19 protein-coding genes and 2 tRNA genes are annotated in these 21885 nt (G+C 66.2%); 8 read left to right on the plus strand and 13 right to left on the minus strand.

All coding sequences use genetic code 11. The features are described from left to right. Positions 1-17 precede the first annotated feature (17 nt). Positions 18-1025: an ABC transporter permease gene (locus tag ACIQ0W_RS00380; RefSeq protein ID WP_396640945.1), complete on the minus strand. Its 1008-nt coding sequence runs from the start codon at positions 1023-1025 to the stop codon at positions 18-20. Then, positions 1015-2511: a sugar ABC transporter ATP-binding protein gene (locus ACIQ0W_RS00385; RefSeq protein ID WP_396640946.1), complete on the minus strand. Its 1497-nt coding sequence runs from the start codon at positions 2509-2511 to the stop codon at positions 1015-1017. The genes ACIQ0W_RS00380 and ACIQ0W_RS00385 overlap by 11 nt, the downstream gene beginning before the upstream one ends. A 157-nt stretch (positions 2512-2668) precedes the next feature. On the opposite strand from ACIQ0W_RS00385, the gene ACIQ0W_RS00390 reads away from it, so the two are divergent. The 3 genes from ACIQ0W_RS00390 to ACIQ0W_RS00400 are packed head-to-tail and all read left to right on the plus strand — an operon-like array spanning position 2669 to position 5171. Continuing rightward, positions 2669-3337 (plus strand): bifunctional 4-hydroxy-2-oxoglutarate aldolase/2-dehydro-3-deoxy-phosphogluconate aldolase, encoded by a 669-nt coding sequence (locus tag ACIQ0W_RS00390; protein ID WP_396640947.1) that lies wholly within the window; start codon positions 2669-2671, stop codon positions 3335-3337. Beyond that, a complete protein-coding gene (locus tag ACIQ0W_RS00395) occupies positions 3334-4428 on the plus strand; it encodes a sugar kinase (protein WP_396640948.1) in 1095 nt (364 codons plus the stop codon). The genes ACIQ0W_RS00390 and ACIQ0W_RS00395 overlap by 4 nt, the downstream gene beginning before the upstream one ends. Positions 4429-4457: 29 nt before the next feature. Then, positions 4458-5171, plus strand: coding sequence for a FadR/GntR family transcriptional regulator (locus ACIQ0W_RS00400; protein WP_396640949.1), 714 nt, complete (start codon positions 4458-4460; stop codon positions 5169-5171). Between the two features lie 7 nt (positions 5172-5178). Here ACIQ0W_RS00400 and ACIQ0W_RS00405 read toward each other — a convergent pair whose 3' ends face one another. From ACIQ0W_RS00405 to ACIQ0W_RS00425, 5 genes are all read right to left on the minus strand, one after another. Next, complete coding sequence (locus tag ACIQ0W_RS00405) at positions 5179-5895, minus strand: FadR/GntR family transcriptional regulator (RefSeq protein ID WP_396640950.1); 717 nt, start codon at positions 5893-5895, stop codon at positions 5179-5181. 622 nt (positions 5896-6517) lie between these two features. Beyond that, a complete protein-coding gene (locus tag ACIQ0W_RS00410) occupies positions 6518-6940 on the minus strand; it encodes an SDR family oxidoreductase (protein ID WP_396640951.1) in 423 nt (140 codons plus the stop codon). A gap of 478 nt (positions 6941-7418) precedes the next feature. Beyond that, the gene (locus ACIQ0W_RS00415; protein ID WP_396640952.1) at positions 7419-10190 is read right to left on the minus strand and encodes an AAA family ATPase; all 2772 of its coding nucleotides are present in this window, start codon (positions 10188-10190) and stop codon (positions 7419-7421) included. Between the two features lie 257 nt (positions 10191-10447). Beyond that, positions 10448-10909, minus strand: coding sequence for a helix-turn-helix domain-containing protein (locus tag ACIQ0W_RS00420; RefSeq protein WP_396640953.1), 462 nt, complete (start codon positions 10907-10909; stop codon positions 10448-10450). Positions 10910-10943: 34 nt separating this feature from the next. Further along, complete coding sequence (locus tag ACIQ0W_RS00425) at positions 10944-11174, minus strand: helix-turn-helix transcriptional regulator (RefSeq protein WP_396640954.1); 231 nt, start codon at positions 11172-11174, stop codon at positions 10944-10946. A gap of 125 nt (positions 11175-11299) precedes the next feature. Between ACIQ0W_RS00425 and ACIQ0W_RS00430 the strand changes: the two genes are divergently transcribed. Together ACIQ0W_RS00430 and ACIQ0W_RS00435 are read left to right on the plus strand one after the other, a co-directional pair. Next, positions 11300-11878 carry a hypothetical protein gene (locus tag ACIQ0W_RS00430; protein WP_396640955.1) on the plus strand — a complete coding sequence of 193 codons (579 nt, stop codon included), beginning with the start codon at positions 11300-11302 and terminating at the stop codon, positions 11876-11878. After that, a complete protein-coding gene (locus ACIQ0W_RS00435) occupies positions 11871-12998 on the plus strand; it encodes a tyrosine-type recombinase/integrase (RefSeq protein ID WP_396640956.1) in 1128 nt (375 codons plus the stop codon). The genes ACIQ0W_RS00430 and ACIQ0W_RS00435 overlap by 8 nt, the downstream gene beginning before the upstream one ends. A gap of 49 nt (positions 12999-13047) precedes the next feature. Here the strand turns inward: ACIQ0W_RS00435 and ACIQ0W_RS00440 are convergent. The 5 genes from ACIQ0W_RS00440 to serS form a co-directional block, all read right to left on the minus strand. Beyond that, a tRNA-Ser gene (locus ACIQ0W_RS00440) sits at positions 13048-13139 on the minus strand. Between the two features lie 90 nt (positions 13140-13229). Then, positions 13230-14507, minus strand: coding sequence for an LCP family protein (locus ACIQ0W_RS00445; RefSeq protein WP_396640957.1), 1278 nt, complete (start codon positions 14505-14507; stop codon positions 13230-13232). 39 nt (positions 14508-14546) lie between these two features. Then, a tRNA-Ser gene (locus ACIQ0W_RS00450) sits at positions 14547-14631 on the minus strand. A gap of 163 nt (positions 14632-14794) precedes the next feature. Next, positions 14795-15703: an HAD family hydrolase gene (locus tag ACIQ0W_RS00455; RefSeq protein ID WP_396640958.1), complete on the minus strand. Its 909-nt coding sequence runs from the start codon at positions 15701-15703 to the stop codon at positions 14795-14797. Next, the gene (serS, locus tag ACIQ0W_RS00460; RefSeq protein ID WP_396640959.1) at positions 15700-16965 is read right to left on the minus strand and encodes a serine--tRNA ligase; all 1266 of its coding nucleotides are present in this window, start codon (positions 16963-16965) and stop codon (positions 15700-15702) included. The genes ACIQ0W_RS00455 and serS overlap by 4 nt, the downstream gene beginning before the upstream one ends. A gap of 70 nt (positions 16966-17035) precedes the next feature. Between serS and ACIQ0W_RS00465 the strand changes: the two genes are divergently transcribed. The 3 genes from ACIQ0W_RS00465 to ACIQ0W_RS00475 all read left to right on the plus strand — a co-directional run bounded on the left by ACIQ0W_RS00465 (position 17036) and on the right by ACIQ0W_RS00475 (position 20880). Further along, positions 17036-18337, plus strand: a complete 1302-nt coding sequence (locus tag ACIQ0W_RS00465) for a diacylglycerol kinase family protein (protein ID WP_396640960.1) — start codon at positions 17036-17038, stop codon at positions 18335-18337. A gap of 2 nt (positions 18338-18339) precedes the next feature. After that, positions 18340-19719 (plus strand): cryptochrome/photolyase family protein, encoded by a 1380-nt coding sequence (locus tag ACIQ0W_RS00470; RefSeq protein WP_396640961.1) that lies wholly within the window; start codon positions 18340-18342, stop codon positions 19717-19719. Between the two features lie 75 nt (positions 19720-19794). Continuing rightward, positions 19795-20880 (plus strand): LLM class flavin-dependent oxidoreductase, encoded by a 1086-nt coding sequence (locus ACIQ0W_RS00475; protein ID WP_396640962.1) that lies wholly within the window; start codon positions 19795-19797, stop codon positions 20878-20880. A 30-nt stretch (positions 20881-20910) separates the two neighbouring features. Here the strand turns inward: ACIQ0W_RS00475 and pheA are convergent, their stop codons facing one another. Further along, positions 20911-21879, minus strand: coding sequence for a prephenate dehydratase (pheA, locus tag ACIQ0W_RS00480; RefSeq protein ID WP_396640963.1), 969 nt, complete (start codon positions 21877-21879; stop codon positions 20911-20913). Positions 21880-21885 lie beyond the last annotated feature (6 nt).

Raw genomic sequence — 21885 nt, forward strand, 5'->3', positions numbered from 1 at the left:
GAACTCCTTTGTTCTTTCTATTCATTGGACTTGCGGTTTCTCCAGTCGAGTCCGACGGCGAGGAGGATCAGTCCGCCGACGAACATCCCCTGGAAGTAGGGGGAGACGTTCAAGAGGTTGAGGCCGTTGTTGATGACCGTGATCAGCAACGCGCCCGCGATGGATCCCCAGACGGATCCGCGTCCGCCGCTGAGGCTCGTGCCGCCGATAACGACGGCGGCGATCACAATGAGCTCGATTCCGGCGCCTGCCGTGGGCTGGCCGGAGTTCTGACGCGCAGTGAGCACGACCCCGGCCACACCGCCGAGCACTCCGAGCAGCGCATACATGATGATCTTCCAGCGCGTCGTGCGGACGCCCGAGAGGAAGGACGCCTTCTCATTGCCGCCGATGGCGAACGCATAGCGGCCGATGAGTGTGCGGCCCAGCAGCAAGGCACACAGCGCCACGACAAGGAAGGCGATGACGACGGGGGTCGGGATCGGGCCGACGAATCCCTGCCCCAGGTACGTGAACTCCGGCGGGAGGCCGCTGATCGGCAGTCCCTGTGTGTACGCCAGGGCGAGGCTGGATCCGATGGTTAGCGTGCCGAGCGTTGCGATGAATGCCGGGATCTTGAAGACCGCAACCGCCACCCCGTTCACTGCGCCGAATGCCAGCCCGATGGCGAGCGCGACGAGGATCGCGATCCACACCGGCGAGCCGTCCTTCATCAGGCCCGCCGCCACGACCCCCGTGAGCGCCACGACGGAGCCGACGGAGAGGTCGATGCCGCCCGAGATGATCACGAACGTCATGCCCGCGGCGAGGATGGCGGTCACCGCGCTCTGGCGGAGGATGTTGAGCAGGTTGTACTCGGTGAGGAATGCATCGGACAGGAGCGCGAAGATCGCGCAGACGAGCACCAGTCCGACGACCGACTGCGTCTTCGACAGCAGTCCGAGGACCTTCTCCCGGCGCTCGACACCGGACAGGCTCGCGCCTCGCCGCTCCGTCTCGACCGTTGTGGTGGTTTCAGAATGCATGTTCCATGACCTCGCCTTCCGTTAGTGCGTGGTTGACGAGTTCGCGCGAGACGGCTCCGCCCCGCATGACGACGATCCGATCCGCGAGAGCGGTGAGCTCCTCGGTCTCCGAAGAGATGACCACGACGGCTGCGCCCTCGGCGGCGGCCTCGCGGATCATCCGCCAGATACCGGACCGTGCGCCGACGTCCACGCCCTTGGAGGGCTCGTCGAAGATCAGAACCTTGTACTTCTCGAGTAACCAGCGGCCGATCAGCACCTTCTGCTGGTTGCCGCCGCTGAGGAACATGGTGGCCTTGTCGATCACGGCCGGACGCACGTCGAACTCGTTGACACACCGCTCGGCGAGGGCCTTGGCGCGCTTGCGGCGGACCCACAGCGCGGTGGACAGCGCGCGGAGGTGCGGCAGCGCCACGTTGTCCTCCACGCTCGAGCCGAGGAGAAGACCCTGGGTCTTGCGGTCCTCCGGGATCAGGACCATGCCCGCAGAGATCGCCTTGGCGGGGGTGCGCGGGACAAACTTCTTGCCGTCGAGAACGATCGTTCCGGACGACACGCGTTCGAGCCCGACGAGTGCACGAACGGTCTCGGTGCGGCCCGCGCCCACCAAGCCCGCCATGCCGAGGATCTCGCCCGGCCGCACACTGAACGAGACATCCGTGACCTTGCCGCGGACGGTGAGCCCGTTCACCTCGAGCATTGGGTCGCCGGAGAAGCGATCGGCGTGCTCGGAGTCGAGCTCGCGCTTCTCCGCGGCCAGGTCTCGCCCGAGCATGAGGGACACGACCTCCTCCCGGCTCGACTCCGTGGGCGTCACCGTCGCGCGGAGCTTGCCGTCGCGCATCACGCTGATTCGATCGGCGATGCGGAAGACCTCGTCCAGCTTGTGACTGATGTAGATGACCGAGATGCCGCGGGCGGTGAGGCGGCGGATCGACTCGTGGAGTCGCTCGATCTCTCCGGAGGAGAGGGCCGCGGTCGGCTCGTCCATGATGATGAGCTGCGCGTTCGTGGCCAGCGCCTTGGCAATCTCAACGAGCTGGCGTTCAGCGGTGGACAAGTCGGCCACCGTCGTCGTGGGCTTGGCTCGCGATCCGATCTCGGCCAGTGCCGCGGCGGAGTCCGCACGGATCTGTCGACTATGGGTGAAAAGGGCCGTCTCGGGCTCGCGGCCGAGAAAGATGTTGGCGGCGCAGTCCAGATGCGGGATCAGGTTGAGCTCCTGATACACGGTGCTGATGCCCGCTCGGACAGCTGAGCCGGGATCGCGGAAGTCGGCCGGCTCACCCCGGTAGGTAATGGTGCCCTCATCCGCCTTGTGAACGCCGCCGATGACCTTGGTGAGGGTGGACTTTCCCGCGCCGTTTTCACCGAGCAGGGCGTGGACCTCTCCGGGCCTCACGTCGAAGTCGACACCGCGCAGGACACTGTTGCCGCCGAAGCTCTTGGTGATCCCTCTCGCTTCGAGAAGCAGATCGTTGGTCATGCGCCGTTGCCTCCACCTGAAATGGTCAAATGAGCTGCTCTACAAACGCAGGTCATCAGATGATGGGATCAAGTTAGTCACATTCCCCCACAATGTCAAAGGTATGCGGATGTTCGCCTCATTCTTTGGTAGGCTTTATCCCATATTCGGAGGAGCTATGACAACATCTGATCACACCGGCGTGAAGAGCGCGATCGCCGAACACCGCGTGCTGCCCGTCGTCACCGTCGAGGACCAAGAGGCCCTGGAATCCGTCCTGCAGGCCCTGACCGGAGGCGGACTGCCGCTGATCGAGCTCACACTGCGCACGCCGTACTCACTCGAAGCGATCACCACCGCAAGAGCGCAATCGCGCGCCGTGGTTGGCGCGGGATCCATACGCGCCGTGCATGACGCCCGCGCGGCGGTGGACGCCGGCGCGCAGTTCCTCGTGTCTCCCGGCCTCGACCCCGATGTGCTCGCATGGAGCGATGGGCAGCGCATCCCCGTCTTCCCCGGGGTCGCGACGCCCTCGGAGGCCCTCGTGGCCCGTCGCGCCGGACTTGACACGGTCAAGTTCTTCCCGGCGTCGGTGTGCGGTGGCCCATCCTGGGTGAAGGCCGTGTCCGCCCCGATCCCCGACATCGCATTCCTTCCGACGGGCGGCATCGACGACACGACGTTCGAGGCGTACTTGGCAATCCCCAGCGTCATCGCCGTGGGGGGAAGCTGGTTTCTCGACCCGACCGAAAGTCACGAGCGACGCGAGGCGAGGGTGGCGAATGTCGTAGAGCGTGCCCGGCGTGCCGGCCGGCCGCACTACAGCACCGAAGGTGAGAGGCGATGACGAGCGGGTTGAACGTGCCCCCCGCGGACGGTAGAGAGTTCGATCTGGTGTCGCTGGGCGAGGTTATGCTCAGATTGGATCCTGGCGAGACCCGCATCCGTGACGCCCGACGCTTTGAGGCTCACGTCGGCGGCGGCGAGTTCAACGTGGCATACGCGATCAGCAGCTGCTTCGAGCTGCGCAGTGGCATAATCACCGCATTGGCCGACAACGAGGTGGGAGCGCTCATACGTGGACTCATCCGCCAGGGCGGAGTCGACACGTCATTGATCTCTTGGTCCAATGACGGGGGTACCGGTCATCTCGCGCGCAATGGATTGAATTTCACCGAGCGCGGATTCGGCACTCGTCCAGCATTTGGGGTGTCCGACCGTGCGCAGAGTGCGGCCTCCCGCTTGTCACGGGGCGACATCGACTGGGAGCAACTCTTCGGCGAGCGCGGTGTGCGGTGGCTGCACACCGGGGGTGTCTTCACGACTCTCTCGGAGTCCACCCTGCGGCTCACACTCCAGGCGGTTAGGGCCGCGAAGAAGCACGGAGTCCTCGTCTCGTACGACGTCAACTTCCGCCCGAGCCTCTGGCACGCGCTCGGCGACTACGAGTCGCACGCCCGCGTGGTCCGGCAGATCTTCGAGTACGTGGACGTGCTCTTCACGAACGAGCCGGAGTACCGTCTCAGCATCGGCGAGGACCCCCAGATCGATGACCTCCCGCTCATCGATCAGTTTTCGCGCATGGTCCTCGACGCCGAAGTCAGATTCCCCCAGCTCTCGATGATCGCTGCGACCCACCGCGTGGTGCGGTCGGCATCGACAAACGATTGGGGAGCCGTCGCGTGGACTCCGAGCACCGGCGTGATCTCGTCATCCGTCCTCGAGCAATTGGACATCTTCGATCGGGTCGGTGCCGGTGACTCCTTCGTCGCGGGGGTCGCCTACGGGCTGCTTCGCGACCATAAGCTCGAGTGGTCGTTGGAGTTGGGCGTCGCTCATGGTGCCCTAGTGATGACGACACCCGGCGATACCTCCAGCGCGCGGCGCGACGAGGTCGAGTCCCTGGCAGCGCGACGCGCGATCGTCGCCGTTCGATAATCCGTCTTCGCGAAATCACCCGGAGTGCAATGAGGCAGAACCTCTCGCAAGCCGTCGCCGGCCGCCTGCTCGACGCCGTCCGGTCCGGCGAGTTCCCGGTAGGATCTAAACTGCCTCCCGAGCGCGAGCTCACCGTGCGCTACGGCGTCGGGCGCAACACGCTCAGAGAGGCGATCCAGTCTTTAGTGTCGCAGGGGGTGTTCGACGTTCGCCCCGGTCGGGGAACGACCGTGCTGGGAGTCGATGGTCGCCGGGCCATGGAGCAGCAGACGCTGGAGGTGCTGCTCACCGACACCGCGATAGACGACCTATACGAGTTCCGGATGCTCTTAGAGACCGAGACCGCTGCCCGCGCAGCAGAAAGGGCGGGTCCTGCCGAGCGGGCCGCTGTCGCGCAGGCGCTTCGACGGTACGAAGAGGCCGCAGCATCCGGTGTCGACGCATACCGACGCGACGTGGAGTTTCATGCTGCAATCGCACAGGCATCTATGAATTCCGCGTACGCAGCCGCTCTCGCGGCCGTGTCCAACACGCTCGTCGCGGTAAGGAAGGCGACCGACGACGTCCCTGGCGCGGTGGAGCGAGCGTGCATCGAGCATCAGGCGATCGCTGAGTGCATCGTCGAAGGAAATGTGGAAGGTGCACGCGCGGCCATGGTCATGCACATGCAGACCGCGCGTCGCACGCTCAACCGCGCGCGGACGGCGGATACCATCGCGGCGCTGCCCGACCGGGCTTCTTAGCGCGCGGTCACGACCCCCTCGTGCGGTCTCCCGCGCCCACTTCCCATTGCACCGTCATCACGTGCTCCTCGGCGCGCCTCGACGCGGACTCGGCGTCGCCCGCAATGACTGCGTCCGCAATGCCGCGATGGTCCTCATGGGCGCGCCGCCGCCGGCCGGGCAGGCCCACGACGCGGAATGAGTACTCCTCGAACTGCGGCGCCAGCGAGTCCCACATATGCAGCAGCAGCGGATTACCGCTCGCTTCGGCTACCCGCCGATGAAAGCGGGCATCCAGGCGGACGAACGCCTCGAAGCTGATGGCTCGATCCGCGCCGGATTCAATAATTGCGGTCAAGGCGTCCCGGTCCGCTTCAGAGCCCCGCTTCGCCGCAAGCTCCGCCGCCTTCCCCTCGATGGCAACCCGCGCCTCGAAAAGATCGCCCATGGTGTATCCGCCGACGAGAGATTGATCCACGGGGGCGATCGTCTGTGCGCGGGTGCTAACGACGAACACGCCACTCCCCTGCGTACTGCGGAGATACCCAGCGGCTTGCAGTGTGCGCACGGCTTCTCGCATCGAGCTGCGACCTACGTCCCACTGCTCCGCCAGCTTCTGCTCGGAGGGTAGGCGGTCGCCCACGCGGTACTCCCCCGCCGTGATTTGTTCGACAAGTTTAGCTGCCACCTCATCCGCGAGGGTCAAACGCGGAATCACATCGCTCGCCCGCCGGATCTCGCTCATGACTCGTCATGCTACCCATGTGCAACTGGGCCTGTCACAACCCATTGGAGCAGCCCGCGCGCTTTCCGACGTGTGAGGGACGCCTGCTTCACGCTTCCTCTTGCGCCGACACCGCCCGGGGACAGTGCCGTCACCGGGTCTGGTGAAGACGTCCTCTCCGCCGCAAACTATGACGGTCGTGATCCCGCGCCACTGTGTCGCCCATCACGGTGAAGCCTGAAACGGTCATCTCGCCATCCTCTTGGTGATGTCCAGAAGGGCTAGGCGCGCTCGGTCAGAGCGGTAAGGTCACTGCCAGCGAACCCATCCCCCGGAGTGTGGTCTGCCGATGCTTTCCGCGACGGCACCGGCCCGGATCCATGCGATCGCGGCCGCCTCCTCGGCTCCTCCGCTTGATGGCTTGCAGGTCGGGGAACGGACCGCGGAACTGCCCGACATAGCCGGGTCCGACGGTGGAAGAGGGAAATATCTTGACCGCGGTTGTGAGCGTCAACTCGATCGTGTGCACTCCGCCCAATAGAAGTGAGGATGACCGACTGATATTCCTTCGCGTGCTCCGCTCGCAGAACGACGATCACCGGATCTTTCGCGAGCATCGACGTGCGTGGGGTACGGGCGCTGGTCATCGGGACAACCATCCCCCGTCGACGGGCAGGCTGATCCCATGCACGTAGTCCGATGCGGACGAGGCTAGGAAGACGGCCGCACCGGAGATATCATCGGGTTCACCCCACCGCCCTGCGGGTATGCGCGTCATTATCTGGCCATTGCGCTGTTCGTCTGCGACGAGCGCGCTGTTCATGTCGGTCGCGAAGTAGCCTGGGACGATGGCATTCACGTTCACTCCATGTCGGGCCCATTCGTTGGCGAATGCTTTGGTGAGTTGCGTGACTGCCCCTTTCGAGGCGGCATAGGCGGGCACGCGGAGACCCCCCTGAAAGGAGAGTAGGGAGGCGAGGTTTATTATCTTGCCGCGCTCTCGCTGGACCATACCCGCCGCGAAACCAGTGCACAGCTGGAACACAGCACGGGTGTTGACGCCCATCCGCAAAGACAGAGCGGGCGGGAGTTACGTTACTCCCGCCCGCTCCTGCATGTCACGGATGGGAGTTCGTGATGACTTCCATGGGTCGTACCATTTAGAACGGATGTTCGATGGGAGGGATTGTGGGCACGAATCGTCGATATGCCGCCCAGATCGACGAGCGCATGAACCAGAAGATCCTCGACCAGCTCGCGGCAAAATATCCGATCCAGGCACTCACCGAGCGCGAGCTGCGCTTCGACCTCTACCCGGTGACCACCGATCCTCAACCACGGCGCGTGCGCGCTTGGGTCCGATTCGGCGCGATCGCCTCGCAATCGAGGGAGATGCGGTCGCCTGGACTCCTCGGGCCGTGCAGGTCAAGTTCCTGTTGGACGGCAAGGATCAACGCGTGTGGGTCTGGGCATCGGCAGTCGACCGCGTGGAGTGATCCCACTCACCCTCGTCGATCATCTCGTGCCGTAACCATGGCTAGCCGTCAGCTCAGTGAGGCTCCGCCATGGGTCGGCGTCGATGAGACGATCGGGTCGGACTTCACGATCTGCGGCCTTGTGCCCTGCTCGATACCTTCTGGCAGCGTGGTCGCTGCCCGGCCAAGCTCGAGCCGCGCGGCCTGCCGATTCTCTTCCATCGTGGGTTCCATCGAAGGGCGCAGCATCCGGGCCGCGAGCTCTTCGACTGCGTCCACGCCGGGATCGAGGGCAATCACGGAGTTCACAGCGCGTCCTCTGGTCATCCCGACATACATGCCGGCCGCATCGACGCCTGGACCAACGAGCGCGGCGTCTGTGCTTTCGCCTTGAATGCCATGGACCGTTGACGCGTAGGCGAGGTGCACGTGCTCAGCGACATAGTCGAGAGGGACAAGTCGAGTATCGCCAGAATCAGTAACACTCACGAGCCGGACTCCATCCGACTCGATGCGACCGACGGTCCACATCGCGCGATTCTCGACTCCCAGACCCTTGTCGTTCCGACGCGTCTGGACAACGTCGCCCTCCAACAACCACTGATCGTCCCTGCCAATGACGGTGCGCGCCGAGTCGAGTTCGCCCTGGTCGACCCGTCGCTTTTGGATAGCTTCGTTAATCGACTGGGCTTCGGCGTTGGTCGCCGTCACCAGAGCCACACGCCTACCTGCGGACGCCCAGAAGAAGTACTCATCAACCATGACTTGCTCCGCCTCCTCCTCGTTCGCGGCGCGACGGATCGACCCCCGAGCATCAAGCTCACGGGCAACGTCGAGTGCGTCGTCCTTCGTGCGCGGGTCGCGCATGCGGAGCGTCAGCGCGGCATAGGTGGGATCGCGGAAGCGATGTACCGCGGTGAGTTCGACGGCTGCGGTCGAGCGTCGAACCATGATGGCCATGGCACCCGAGTGTCCGACGGGGCGAGCTTGTAGGTGATCTCCGACCATCGCGATTCCGGCACCGGTCTGAGCGGCGACAGCTGCGAGCGCGGTTGCTACGCGTAGGTCGACCATGCCGGCCTCATCAACGACGATCCGATCGCCAGCGGTCATACGGAATCGGCGGGGCCCGCCGTAGACCTGCCCCGTCGCGTCCGTGTCGCCCATGTCGAGTTGCCGCCATTGCTCAGCGCCGGCGGCGTCGGTGTGCCAGCGCCATCCGTAGTCGAGCATCAGAGCGTGCAAGCTCGATGCGTCTGCACCGATCTCGTGGGCTGCGACGCTCGCGGCCTTCTTCGTCGGCGCGACTACCAGCATCGCCCTGCCCTGCCGCTCGAGGGCCCGCTTTGCCGTCACGAGCATGGTCGTCTTGCCCGTGCCAGCGGGACCGGTCACCGCGACCAGCCGATCCGTCCCGGCGATCGCGGAGGCAGCGTTGAGCTGTCCTGTGTCGAGCTCACGACCTTCGGGCAGAACGCTCGTCGATATCGCTCGGATGGCTTCGAGCGGAACCCTCGCGCCCTGCTCGGAGAGTTGCTCGAACTGCTCGGCGAGGTCGGTCTTGAGAGCAGCCGTCGTGACCGCCATGAAGCCCTTCACGTGGGCCGGGACGCCTGCACGGTCATCCAGCAGATCCACAACGTCGCGAACGGCTCGCGCGACTACGTCGTCGATTACATGGTCAAGCAGTTGGCGGTCAGCGACGACGCCGGATGCTGCCACCGCGCGCATCGCACCCGCACGAACATCGAACAGGCTGAACCGGCCACCGCTACTCGCCGAGCGGTTGTCCGCATCCACCACCGCCATGCGCGCGAGCAGGTCCCGATCGAGATCTGCGATCACGACCTGGTGCGGCTCTGCAGACGGCCAAGCACCGAGCAGCGCGGGATCGAGCGATGCAAGCTCGTCGCGGACCCGTTGCTCCCAGTCATTCTCATCAATGTTGCTGGGCTTGTTCGGGCGTCCCTGGGCCCAAGCCCACCGATCGATCGCGGCGAGAACGTCGTGGGATGGCTCCTGTCCCGGGTGTGCGGCGCGCCACTCCGCCATCTTCGCGTGCCGGTTGGTCTCGATCTGGTTCGATCGGCGCGACATAGGCCGCACGGCATGCGCGACCTGAGCGATCTCGCCGTGCTCATCGAGGGTGTATCCGTGGCGGGCCAGCGCGGCGGTCCATTCGGGGTCAGTCCGAGCCGCGATCTCACCCTCGGCGTTGATGACCGTGTGCAGCTTCATCGCAACCCGTGAGTCGACGTTCGACCACTTGCCGTCCATTCCCTGCACTTTGACGTTCAGCCACAGGTGCCGGTGGATGTGTGGATCGAGCGCCCGAGACCGTCGGTGGCGCAACTCGACCACTTCGATCCTCTGCAGCCCCTCACGGATGCTGCCGCCTGCGCCGCGCCGCGCGTTGAGCTCGCGATGCCAGGTGACGACGATACGGTCCCGCAGGCGATCCTGTAGCGCCTCGAACTCGGCGGCGAGCTCGGGGTAGATAAGTGAGGCGAGACTGAACGATTTTGGGGCGTTGATCGTCCCATCAAGGATCAGGTCAGCATCGGGCGACTGGAGGTCGCGTCCCCGACGCTCCCCCGTCGCTGGGTCTTCGCCATTCACCCACCGGCGAAGCGAGGTCGGGTCAAGGGCGTCCTCGCGGATCTGTCCGGCTTCGACAGCGAGTCGGGTGACGGATGCACCGGCGGAGTATCCGGCGAGCGCGTCAGTACCGCGCGGCGCAGCTGTATGCGAGTCACACGTGCCATCGAAGGCGTAGGCGACAGCCTGCCGGACTCCACCGGAGTCGACACCGCGCTTCCATCGCTCGAGCCCACCTCGCATGGGGTAAGGCTACGCGAATATGCACAACCGCGACAGCGTTACACAGAAAGTGCCTGCGTGCATTGCTGTTCTGTTGTTGGGAGCGACGTTCCCACTGGGGCCTTGCTCGTGATCGGCGTTGCGTTTGTCGGGGGATGAGCAGGCGCTTTCGCGGGCGGGTTGAGGCGCGGGACGTGACGCCGACACCCTTCTCGGCGTGAGACCGATAGCGACAAGACACCAGACCGACACCCCCGACCGCCCGTATCGGCGTGATGTCACGTGGCGCATCGAACCAGGTCAGCCATGAGGCCTGGGGCCGAGACTGTGGATAACGCCGTTGCCGCCCGGGGGTGCGGTCGCGAATCGGCGTTTGTGCATCCACGCCGAACCTTCGCCCGGTACTCCTCGGGCACTGCAGGATACCGGTAGATGCACGACAGCCATCGCCCGTCGACTCGACGATCCCGTGCGACGTGGACCAGCCCCGACTCGCCGAGCACCTTCACCACCCGCTGCACGGTGCGCACGTTCAGGCAGGTGCGGCGCGCGATCGTTGCGTATGACGGGTAGGCGTACCCCTCCGCCGCGCTCTCCAGCCCCGCCAGGCACAGCAGCACCAACTTCTCGGCCGGGGTCAGTGGTATCCAGGGCACATCTTCCAGGCCTGCGGGCGTATCGGTCGCGATCCTCGGGCGGTTGTCCGTCTCCCACACCCAGTTGCGTGCGCTCAAACTCATGCTCGGCCTCTGCCCTCGTCATCCACGTCACGAGTCACACCGCCTCGGACGTGCGATCGCAGGTCGACGCCTCGATCCACTCCTCCAACTCGTCGAGCGCGTAGACGATTGTGCGCCCGAGCTTGCGGTAGCGGGGGCCCTTGCCCTCGTACCGCCACATCGCGAGTTTCCCCTTGGTCACCCCCGGGAGCATCGCCGCGACTTCATCCGGGCTGAGGAACGTGTGGGCCAGTCCCGTTCGCATCGTGTTCGTGGGGTTTGCCATGATCCAACTCCGTTGCGTATACCCGACAAGGTTTGACGCGAGTGAACCAGATGTGACAGACTGCGTCACGGTTATACATGCATATTCGTGACGCGGAGAGGCAAACTAAGGGGGTGATAGTCGACGTGCGAACACTCGAAGGCGACCCCGTCACCTGGCGCGACGCCACACTCGCGATCGGGTCCGCGTTGCGCATCGTCCCGGCCTTCCGGGCGACCGTCGAAGAAGGCGACGTCCCGTACGACACGACCGTGCAGGCCCTCTACGACAACGAACTCGGGCGCTATCGCGTCACGTCGGTCAACGTGGTCAATGCTGAGCCCGGCGGCGAGATCAATGGCGCTGCCCTCCGTCGCGTACGCGTCCAGGAAATCGTGCAGGCAGCAACACCGTCATGCATCGCGATCTCCCTCGACGACGGGAACGATCCCACCACGGTGAGCGAACTCACCACCGCGGAGGGACGCCTTATTCCCGAATGGATGGCAGAACACGCCCGGCAACGCGCGAACAAAGATGCGCGTATGGATCTCGTTGAACTGATCTACAGCGCCGCCGCACTCTCGGGTCAGCCCCCCACCAAAGCCGTCCAAGCCGAACTCAACGTGCCCTACCGCACCGCCGCGGACTGGATCTCCAAAGCCCGCACGACAGGACGCCTCGAAGGCATGAGCTATATCGCCGGCCGACAAGCGGATGGGTAGCGTCAGCAGCTACGAGACAAAGTCGGGGAAGCGGTATCGCGTCCGCTACCGCAAGCCCGACAACAGCCAGACCGATCGGCGCGGATTTCGGACCCGGCGCGCAGCCGAGCTCTTTCTCGCCACCGTCGAAGTGAACAAGGCAACCGGGACCTATGTCGATCCCACCCACTCCCGCGTGACGGTACGCGCACTGGGGCCAGCCTGGCTCGAGACCAAGAAGACCTCCCTCAAGCCCTCCGCTTTTGCGCCGGTGGAGGTGGCTTGGCGAAAACGAGTCGAGCCGCGTTGGGGAAAGACACTGGTCACGGACATCCTTCACTCGGATGTCAAGAAATGGGTCGGCGAGCTCAAGGAGGAAGCGGGAGCGACGGTTGTCATCCGCACCTTCGGCGTGCTCGCGGCCATCCTCGATGACGCAGTGCTTGATCGACGAATCGCAGTCAACCCGGCGCGAGGAGCGAAGGTCGGCCTGCCCCGCAAGATGCCCACCCGCCACGTGTACCTCACTCATGGTCAAGTCGAACAGCTCGCCCTCGCGAGCGGACCGCACCGTGTGCTCGTGCTCGTCCTGGCTTACACCGGCATCCGTTGGGCCGAAGCAGTCGGACTCCGCGTCGAGAATCTCGACCTCGGTCGGTCTCGTCTGTGGGTCGAGCGCAACGCTGTCGAAGTCGCTAACGTGATCCACGAGGGCACCCCAAAATCCCACAAGATTCGCCCTGTGCCGCTGCCTAGATTCCTCCGCGATGAACTCGCGGGGCTCATCCGGGGGCGGACGCCAACCGAACTCGTTTTTCCCGCCGACGGCGGTGGCTTCCGAAAGCGCACTCGTACAAGCTCGGGTTCGAAGTCGTGGTTCAAGACCGCTGCCCGGGAAGCAGGTGTCCCACCTCTTACGCTGCATGATTTACGCCACACGGCAGCCTCGCTCGCCGTGCAGGCTGGCGCCAATGTGAAAGTCATCCAGCGAATGCTCGGCCACGCGTCTGCGGCCATGACTCTCGACGTGTACGCAGACCTCTTCGAAGACGATCTTGACGCTGTTTCGCAGGCGCTAGACCGTGCTCGGTCGAGTGAGGTCGTGGGCAAAATGTGGGCAGAACCCTCAACTGCCGACTGACCTACCGCGCGATAATCCCGTAAACACGGGGATCTGAATGATCAGAATGTGGCGGAGACGGAGGGATTTGAACCCTCGGTCCCCGTAAGGGGACTCCACCTTAGCAGGGTGGTGCACTAGGCCGGACTATGCGACGTCTCCAGGCATTCCGACGCGAACGTCCGCGAATGCACTCCGCAATACTAACCCGATCGCGCGCCCCATCACGAAGCGAGGTCGAGGGATGGGCGCTCAGCCGTTGCCGTTCGAGCAGGTCTCCTGCGCGGCCGTCTGTCCCGTGACCGCAGGCGGCAGGGCGATCGCTTCGTCTTCGGGTGCCACGGTCGCCTCCGGGGTCGCGGCTTCGGTCGGTTCGACGGGGTCGGTCGGCTCGGGCGTCTGCACGATGACACCGTCACCCTGACCCGTTTCGCCCGTCAGCTGCAACGGACGGTTGGTCTCGAGCGCGGCCCACAACGCGTCCGCAGCCGTGTAGTTCGGCACGACCTTGTCGGGATCCGCGGGATCGCCGTTGACGGGATACGAGATGAACACGATCTCGTCGAAGGGGACGTTCCTGACGGCGAGAGCGATCTGCGTGAGGGTGAGGGGGTTCGTCAGCGATGTGCTGGGATCGATGTTCGTCAGCGCGGTGCCGGCCAGCGAGTAGAGCGTCGCCGGGTTCGACAGCACTTCGTCGCTGATCAGCTTGCGGGCGAGGCGCGACATGTACTGCTGCTGGTTGGAGATACGACCGAGGTCACCGCCGTTACCGACTCCGTGACGGGTGCGCAAGAACTGCAGCGCCTCGAGCCCGACGAGCGTGCGGTTTCCCGCCTCCCAGTCGATGCCCGTGTGGTAATCCTTGATGCCGTTGGCGATGCAGACCTCGACGCCGCCGATGGCGTTGGTGATCTCGATCACTCCACCCCATGTGACGGATGCCGCGAACGGGATGTTCTGACCCGTCAGCTCGGAGATCGTCTTGACGGCACAGGCCAAGCCACCGTACGAGAACGTCGAGTTCAGCGGCTGCTTCGTCATCGCCGAGGTGGTCCGGCCCGTGTCGGGGTCGGTGCACTCGGGGATCGGGATCATGAGGTCGCGCGGGAAGCTGATGACCGTGACACGACGAGGCTCATCGGAGATGTGGACGAGCATGTTCACATCGTTGAGCTCCCCGCCTGCGTCAGGCCCGGTGCACCGCTCGCCGAAATAGGCGGCGTACTCGGGCTCGCACGCGTCCGTTCCCGCCACGAACAGGTTGACCCCGCCCTCGATCTCACCGATGTCGGGCGGAACGGACTCCTGCCCTTCGAGTTCGACGGCGCTCGCCGAGAAGTCGGCGACGGCCGTGTAGGTCGTGTAACCGACGACTCCGAGGCCTGCGACGAGGACGACGGCGAGCGCAACCGCCACGAAGCGCGCGATCTGCCCTCCGATGCTCGGGGACGAGAGGTTGCCGTGACGCGCGACGGTCTTGCGTCGTTTCGCGTCCTGGCTTTTCGAGGCCTGGCTCGTCTCGCTCACTCGCGTCCTTTCGGCGGTCGGGTCCGCCGGGTGTTCGTGCGGAGGGTGTGGGATTCGAACCCACGGGACATTGCTGCCCACTGGTTTTCAAGACCAGGTCCATCGGCCGCTCGGACAACCCTCCCGGCGAAGCACCGCAGCACTTCGTCGACAGGCACCGAGTGTACTCGACAGAGCGTCACGCTCATTTTCGCCAGTCGGGGCTTATTTTCGCAGGAAGTGCTGGCAAGGCCCTGAAAGCGGATTCCTCGGCGCGGCGGATCGCGAACGACTCCGCGCTACCCCGGCTACAGGCGGCGGAGGATGTCCGAGACGCCGCCCTCTTGCACCGAGAGAGTGATCTCGCCCGCAGCGTCCAGGACCTCTTGCGGCCCCTGAGCCATCGCGATCGCCCGACCGCCGTTTTCGAGGGCCCAACGGAACATGCCGACGTCGTTGCGCCCGTCGCCCATCACGAGCACCCGGTCGGGCGGGATGCCGAGCCAGCCGCGCACGAGCTCGAGGGCGGTGCCCTTGTCGACTCCCTGCGGCGCGATGTCGAGCCAGGCGGTCCAGCCGATCGCGTACGACACCTGGGTGAGGCCGATCTCATCGACGAGCCGCAAGAAGTCGCCCTCGGCGTGCTCGGGCGATACGACGACGACACGCGAAACGGGGTGTCTGCCCAGCTCCTCGAACGGCACCCGGTGCGCGGCGAGCAGGTTCCAGTCATCGAGATAGTCGGTGTAGTACCGCTCACCACCGGGCAGCTCCACCAGGTACTTCGCGTCGGGCAGGTGTTGCCGCAGCAGCGTCAGCACCTCGGTCGCATCGAACGTCTCCGTGTGCACGCGCTCGTAGTGCACCTGTCCGGCATCACGGCGCTGCAGGACCACGGCGCCGTTCGAGCACACGACGTACTCGGGGTCGAGTTCGAGCACGCGTAGGATGCCTCGGGTTCCCTCCCAGCTGCGTCCCGTCGCGAGCATGACCTCGTTGCCCGCCGCGCGGGCGTCGGCGACGGCCTCGACGATCCCGGGGCTCAGCGTCTCGTCTTCGAGAAGGACGGTGCCGTCGATGTCGAGCACGATCAGCAGCGGAAGAGTGGTGATCTCGGGATCGACGGAGTCGTGTGCGACGTGCTCGATGATCTCGGCGGCCTCGTCACGTTCGACGACCTCCACCTCGCCCGTGTCGGGGATACGGGCGTCCGTCACGCGATCGGCTCCAGGACCTCGAGCCCACCCAGGTAGGGGCGGAGCGGCTCGGGCACCCATACCGAACCGTCGGCGCGCTGGTGCGTCTCGAGCAACGCCACGATCCAGCGTGTGGTCGCCAGCGTGCCGTTGAGCGTCGCGACCGGCTGCGTGCGCCCGCCGTCGGGGCGGTGACGGATGTCGAGGCGACGCGACTGATACGTCGTGCAGTTACTCGTCGAGGTCAGCTCCCGATAGGCATCCTGCGTCGGAATCCACGCCTCGATGTCGAACTTGCGAGCCGCCGACGATCCGAGATCCCCCGCGGCGACATCGATCACGCGGTAGGTGAGGCCGAGCTTGCCGAGCATCTCTTCCTGCCAGCCGAGCAGGCGCTCATGCTCTTTCTCGGCCTCTTCGGGCGTCGTGTAGACGAACATCTCGAGCTTGTTGAACTGATGCACGCGGATGATGCCGCGGGTGTCCTTGCCGTGCGATCCGGCTTCGCGGCGGTAACAGGTCGACCAGCCGGCGTAACGCAGGGGACCGTCGGCGAGGTCGAGGATCTCGTCCTTGTGATACCCGGCGAGCGCGACCTCGCTCGTCCCCGTCAGGTAGAGGTCGTCGTCGGGCAGGTGGTAGACCTCGTCCGAGTGCTCACCGAGGAACCCCGTGCCACGCATGATCTCGGGACGGACGAGCGTCGGCGTGATGAGCGGGATGAACCCCGCCTCGAGGGCCGAGTTAAGTGCCAGGTTCATGAGCGCGATCTCGAGGCGCGCGCCGATGCCCTTCAAGAAGTAGAAACGTGCACCCGAAACCTTGGCCCCGCGCTCCATGTCGATGGCACCGAGCAACTCACCCAGTTCGAGGTGATCGCGCGGTGCGAAGTCGAAGGTCGGCACCTCGCCGACGCGACGGATCTCGACGAAATCGGCCTCGCCGCCGGCGGGCACACCGTCGATGATGATGTTCTCGATCTTGGCGAAGGCGGCGTCCGCGGCCTCTTCGGCCACGGCGACCGCAGCCTGCGCCTGCTTGACGCGGTCGGCCAGACCCTTGGCCTCGGCGACGAGCGCGGCCTTCTCGTCCTTCGGCGCCTTCGCGACGTCCTTACCGAACGCATTCTGGGCGGCACGCAACTCTTCGAACGCGGTGATCGCGGCGCGGCGCTCGCGATCCGCGACGAGCGCGGCTTCCACGGTTTCGGGCGAGTGCCCGCGGGCGACCTGGGAGCGGGTGACGAGGTCGGGGGCGTCGCGAAGAAGCACGGGGTCGATCATCCGTCAAGTCTAGTTGCGCGAATACCACGCGATCCCCGGCCTGGCGCCCGCTGAGCCTATGGTGGGAACCATGACTGCGGCCTCATCCCCTCCCCCCGACGACGACGCCGCGACAGGGGACGATGTACCCGACGATGCGCCCGTGAATCCCGAGGTGCCGGACGACGCGGAGAGCCTCGACGACGTCGATGGACTGCCGAAGGGCTTCGACGACGACTCGGAGCCCATCGACGGCCCGGAGGACAAGCCCGACCCGGAAGAAGCGGCGAAGCCGGACGATGTCATCCGCGAACCCGAAGACGTCGAGCCAGACACGACGGACGGGGAGACCGGAGAAGCGCGGCAGGTCACGCCCGAGGGCGAAACGACGTCCATGGACGCCGACCCGACTCCGAGAAAGCGCGCCGCACTCGTCTACAACCCCATCAAGGTAGACAAGGACCGGCTCCGCGACCAGGTGACGCGGCTTTCCGCGGAAGCCGATTGGGCCGAACCTCTGTTCTTCGAGACGACCGTCGACGACCTGGGGGACGACGTCACCCGGCAGGCGCTCAAGGAAGGCGTCGACGCCGTGATGGTCGCGGGCGGCGACGGTACCGTGCGTGCCGTTTCCGAGGCGATGGCAGGCACCGGCATCGCCCTCACGATCGTGCCGAGCGGCACGGGCAACCTGCTCGCGCGCAACCTGGGATTGCCCCTGGGGGACTCCGAGCCCATGGTGGCGGCGACGTTCACCGGCACGACGCATCCGGTCGACATCGGATTCGCCGACATCCGCCGTGCCGACGGCAGCCGCGAGCGCCACGCCTTCGTCGTGATGGCGGGCATCGGCCTCGATGCCGCGATGATCGCCAACACCAACTCGCAGCTGAAGAAGACCGTCGGCTGGGTCGCGTACGTCGACGGCGCCGCACGCTCGCTCGCCACGGCGAAGCCCTTCCGCGTCATGTATCAGATGGAGCACGGCCGTCTGCATGCCGCCAAGGTGCAGAGCGTCCTGTTCGCGAATTGCGGGGCCCTTCCCGCGGGCATCGCTCTGATTCCCGAAGCATCCATCGTCGATGGCTTGCTGGATGTCGCCGTCATCCAGCCCTCCGGATGGTTCGGATGGCTGGGCGTCTGGCGGAAGGTCTGGTGGGACAACAGTGTCCTGCGGCGCTTCCGCGCCGGTCGTCGGGTGCTCGAGCGCCGTGGCAGGAACAGCTCGGTGCGCTTCCTGCAAGACGAGGCCATCGAGCTCGCCACGTCCCCCGCTCAGCCGATCGAGCTGGATGGAGACGAACTCGGCGAAGCCGTACGCATCCGTTGCACCATCGAACAGGGCGGCCTGACGATCGTCGTGCCCGAGGGCCACGACACGTCCGACTTCTGACGATGCCTTCCGCGTCACTGGTCTGGTTCCGCGACGACCTCCGGATCGCCGACAACCCTGCACTGCGCGCGGCCGTGGAACGCGGCGGCCCCATCATCGCGCTCTACGTGCTCGACGAGGTCTCGGACGGCATCCGTCCCCTCGGCGGCGCTGCGTGCTGGTGGTTGCACGGCAGCCTCACGTCGCTCGGCGAGAGTCTGCGCGAGCTGGGGGTCCAGCTCGTCCTGCGCCGCGGGCCGGCGGAGCGCGAGGTTCGACAAGCGGTGGCGGATGCGTCGGCCGGCGCCGTGTTCTGGAACCGCCGCTACGGCGGGGCCGAGCGCGAGATCGATTCCGCGCTCAAGACCGGCCTGCGCGACGACGATGTGACCGTCGAGTCATTCGGCGCCTCACTGCTGTTCGAACCGTGGACCGTCCGCACCGGTGCCGGGCAGCCGTACTCCGTCTTTACGCCGTTCTGGCGGGCCTGCCGCAACCTTCCGGCACCGCGCGCGCCGATTCCCGCGCCTCGCGAGCTCACGGGCGCCGCCGACATCGACAGCGATGCGCTGGACGATTGGGCGCTCCTTCCGACCGATCCGGACTGGGCCGGGGGCCTGCGCGAGACGTGGGAACCGGGCGAGCCCGCCGCACGCGCGCGGTTGCACGAGTTCTTGCGCGACGACCTCGACGACTACGACCGGGCCCGGGACGAACCCGCCGCGGGGGTGACGTCCGGCCTGTCGCCGCGCCTGCGCTGGGGCGAGATCAGCCCCTACGAGGTGTGGCATGCCACGCTTGCGGACGTTCAGGGGGGCAAGACGCCGGGCGGTCCTCGGGCGGCTGCGGCCCAGCGATTCCTGTCCGAAATCGGATGGCGCGAGTTCGCCGCGCACGTCCTGTTCCACAACCCCGACCTGGCAACCGTCAACCTGCGGCGCGAGTTCGACGACTTCCCGTGGCCGAAGCTGAAGCCGAGCGCGCTGCAGGCATGGCAGCAGGGACGCACCGGCATCGCCCTCGTGGACGCCGGCATGAAAGAGCTCTGGCACACCGGCATCATGCACAACCGGGTGCGCATGGTCACCGCGTCATTCATGATCAAGAACCTGCTGATCGACTGGCGGCACGGCGAAGAGTGGTTCTGGGACACCCTCGTCGACGCGGATGGCGCGAGCAACCCCTTCAACTGGCAGTGGGTGGCCGGATCCGGTGCGGACGCCGCTCCCTACTTCCGGGTCTTCAACCCCGAGCTGCAGGCGAAGAAGTTCGACCCGCACGGTGAATACATCGGGCGCTGGGCGCCGGAGTACGGGCGTGGGCGAGCACCCGAACCGATCGTCGACCTCGGCGAAACCCGCAAAGCCGCGCTCGACGCGTACGAACGGATGCGCCGCACCTGAGCCTCGCGTCGGACCCTTCGACAAGCCCGCGCACTGCGGGAATGCGGAGCACGCCTCTCGCCGTTGAGGATGCTGATGACTTCTCACGCAGCCCCCGCCCTGTCGGTTCTCGACCTCGTGCCCGTTCGCGCGGGCCAGAACAGCGCACAGGCGGTCGCGGCATCCCTCGACCTCGCCGTGCACGCCGACCGGTTGGGCTACCGGCGCTATTGGTTCGCCGAGCACCACAACATGCCCGCCGTCGCGTCGACGACCCCGCCCGTGCTGATCGCGGCCGCTGCGTCCCGCACCGAGCGCATCCGGGTGGGCTCAGGCGGCGTCATGCTGCCGAATCACGCACCCCTCATCGTCGCCGAGCAGTTCGCGGCGCTCGAAGCCATCGCGCCCGGGCGCATCGACCTCGGCATCGGTCGCGCGCCCGGCAGTGACCCCGTCATCACGCAGCTGCTCCGCCAGTCGGGCGCGACGAGCGACGTCGACCGATTCCCGGATCACATCCGAGACATCCTGGCCCTGTCTTCCCCGGAGGGCGCGACCCTGCGCTTCACCAGCGGCGGCGAGTACACCGTGCATGCCACCCCCGCGGCTTCCGCTTCCCCTGAGGTGTGGTTGCTGGGTTCGAGCGACTACTCCGCCCAGCTGGCCGCGTCGCTCGGCCTGCCGTACGTCTTCGCCAACCACTTCTCGGGCGAGGGCCTCGAGCGCGCTCTGTCGCTGTACCGCGACCAGTACGTCCCGAACGAAGCGCACCCCGCGCCGCGGACACTGCTCACGATCAATGCGGTGGCCGCGCCGACGGCGGAAGAGGCGGATGCTCGGGCACTGCCCCAGTTGCGCATGATGGCGCGACTACGCACCAACAAGCCCCTCACGCCGCTCGAGTCCGTCGAGCAGGCCGAGGCCGCGCAACGCGACGGTACCGGCGGCCTCTCGGACGGGCTCGCCGTGTCGTTCATGGATGCTGCGAAGGCACGGTGGCTGATCGGCTCCGGCGCGGACGTGGCATCCGGAGTCGCCGCATTCGCCGCCCGACACGGGGTCGACGAAGTCATGCTGTCACCGGTCGCGGGTGCCTACGACTCCGAAGCGCTCGAGACATCCGCCGGTCGCGCGCAGACCCTCGAACTCGTCGCTACGAACCTGCTCGCGCCGGTCGCCTGACGCTGCGGCAGCCAGGCTCAGAGGTCGGGCTCAGAGGTCGGGCTCGCCGCTGAGCAGTCCGCGCAGCCAGTCGCGCGCCTCGACGAAGATGTCGTCGGAATAGCGGTCGGGGTAGCGCACGACCGCGCGGTCGGCGCGCGGGTACGAACCGAGGAAGATCACCTTCGGGCTGAAGCGGCGAAGACCCAGCAGCGCATCGGCCATCCGCTCGTCCTGGATGTGGCCGTCGGCGTCGATGACGAAACGGTAGCGACCGAGGGCGTCACCGATGGGACGTGACGCGAGCAAGCTGAGGTTGATGCCGCGGGTCGCAAACTGCTCCAGCAGCTCGAGCAGCGCACCGGGGTAATCCTTCGGGAGCTCGACGATGAGCGACGTCTTGTCGGCCCCCGTCGGCGGGGTGGGCGCTACCGTTCGTCCGACGAGGACGAAGCGGGTCACGGCGTTCGGATTGTCGCCGATGTTCTCGGCCAGCACCTCGAGGTCGTGATGCTCGGTGATCGTCGGGGGCGCGATGGCGGCATCCGCGTCGCTCGTGCCGTCGAGCAGGCCGACCGCGCTGGCGACGTTGCTCGCGGCGGGGATGTGCGCGTGGGCCGGCAGCGCGCGCGTCAACCACTGCAGGCACTGCGCGTAGGCGACGGGATGCCCCGCAACGAGCGACACGTCGGAGAGCTTTGTTCCGGGGCGGGCGACGAGGACGAAGTTCACGGGGACGAGGTACTCGCCGATGATCCGCAGGCCCGGGACGGTCGCCAGGGCATCCTGTGTTGTCGAGACGCCGCCGTCGACCGAATTCTCGATCGCGATCATCGCGGCGTCCGAGCGGCCCTCGATGACGTCGGCGAGCGCTTCGCCCACGTTGTGGACCGGAACCCAGTGGTGGCCGCGCGCCTCGGGGACCTGCGCGAGCGCTGCTTCTGTGAACGTTCCGGCCGGGCCGAGAAAGCTGTACGTGCGACGAGCGGGTTCGGAGGCGATTTCGGAGGCGGCTGTCACGAGCAC

It is taken from the genome of Microbacterium sp. (assembly GCF_044340635.1).
Classification (GTDB): domain Bacteria; phylum Actinomycetota; class Actinomycetes; order Actinomycetales; family Microbacteriaceae; genus Microbacterium.

Bases quoted from the DNA above. Each gene is read 5' to 3' on its own strand.
- ACIQ0W_RS00390 (WP_396640947.1), top strand. From the start codon at position 2,669: ATGACAACATCTGATCACACCGGCGTGAAGAGCGCGATCGCCGAACAC.
- ACIQ0W_RS00410 (WP_396640951.1), bottom strand. From the start codon at position 6,940: ATGGGCGTCAACACCCGTGCTGTGTTCCAGCTGTGCACTGGTTTCGCG.
- ACIQ0W_RS00420 (WP_396640953.1), bottom strand. From the start codon at position 10,909: ATGAGTTTGAGCGCACGCAACTGGGTGTGGGAGACGGACAACCGCCCG.
- ACIQ0W_RS00405 (WP_396640950.1), bottom strand. From the start codon at position 5,895: ATGAGCGAGATCCGGCGGGCGAGCGATGTGATTCCGCGTTTGACCCTC.
- ACIQ0W_RS00415 (WP_396640952.1), bottom strand. From the start codon at position 10,190: ATGCGAGGTGGGCTCGAGCGATGGAAGCGCGGTGTCGACTCCGGTGGA.
- ACIQ0W_RS00470 (WP_396640961.1), top strand. From the start codon at position 18,340: ATGCCTTCCGCGTCACTGGTCTGGTTCCGCGACGACCTCCGGATCGCC.
- ACIQ0W_RS00395 (WP_396640948.1), top strand. From the start codon at position 3,334: ATGACGAGCGGGTTGAACGTGCCCCCCGCGGACGGTAGAGAGTTCGAT.
- ACIQ0W_RS00465 (WP_396640960.1), top strand. From the start codon at position 17,036: ATGACTGCGGCCTCATCCCCTCCCCCCGACGACGACGCCGCGACAGGG.
- ACIQ0W_RS00385 (WP_396640946.1), bottom strand. From the start codon at position 2,511: ATGACCAACGATCTGCTTCTCGAAGCGAGAGGGATCACCAAGAGCTTC.
- serS (WP_396640959.1), bottom strand. From the start codon at position 16,965: ATGATCGACCCCGTGCTTCTTCGCGACGCCCCCGACCTCGTCACCCGC.
- ACIQ0W_RS00380 (WP_396640945.1), bottom strand. From the start codon at position 1,025: ATGCATTCTGAAACCACCACAACGGTCGAGACGGAGCGGCGAGGCGCG.
- ACIQ0W_RS00435 (WP_396640956.1), top strand. From the start codon at position 11,871: ATGGGTAGCGTCAGCAGCTACGAGACAAAGTCGGGGAAGCGGTATCGC.
- ACIQ0W_RS00475 (WP_396640962.1), top strand. From the start codon at position 19,795: ATGACTTCTCACGCAGCCCCCGCCCTGTCGGTTCTCGACCTCGTGCCC.
- ACIQ0W_RS00425 (WP_396640954.1), bottom strand. From the start codon at position 11,174: ATGGCAAACCCCACGAACACGATGCGAACGGGACTGGCCCACACGTTC.
- ACIQ0W_RS00400 (WP_396640949.1), top strand. From the start codon at position 4,458: ATGAGGCAGAACCTCTCGCAAGCCGTCGCCGGCCGCCTGCTCGACGCC.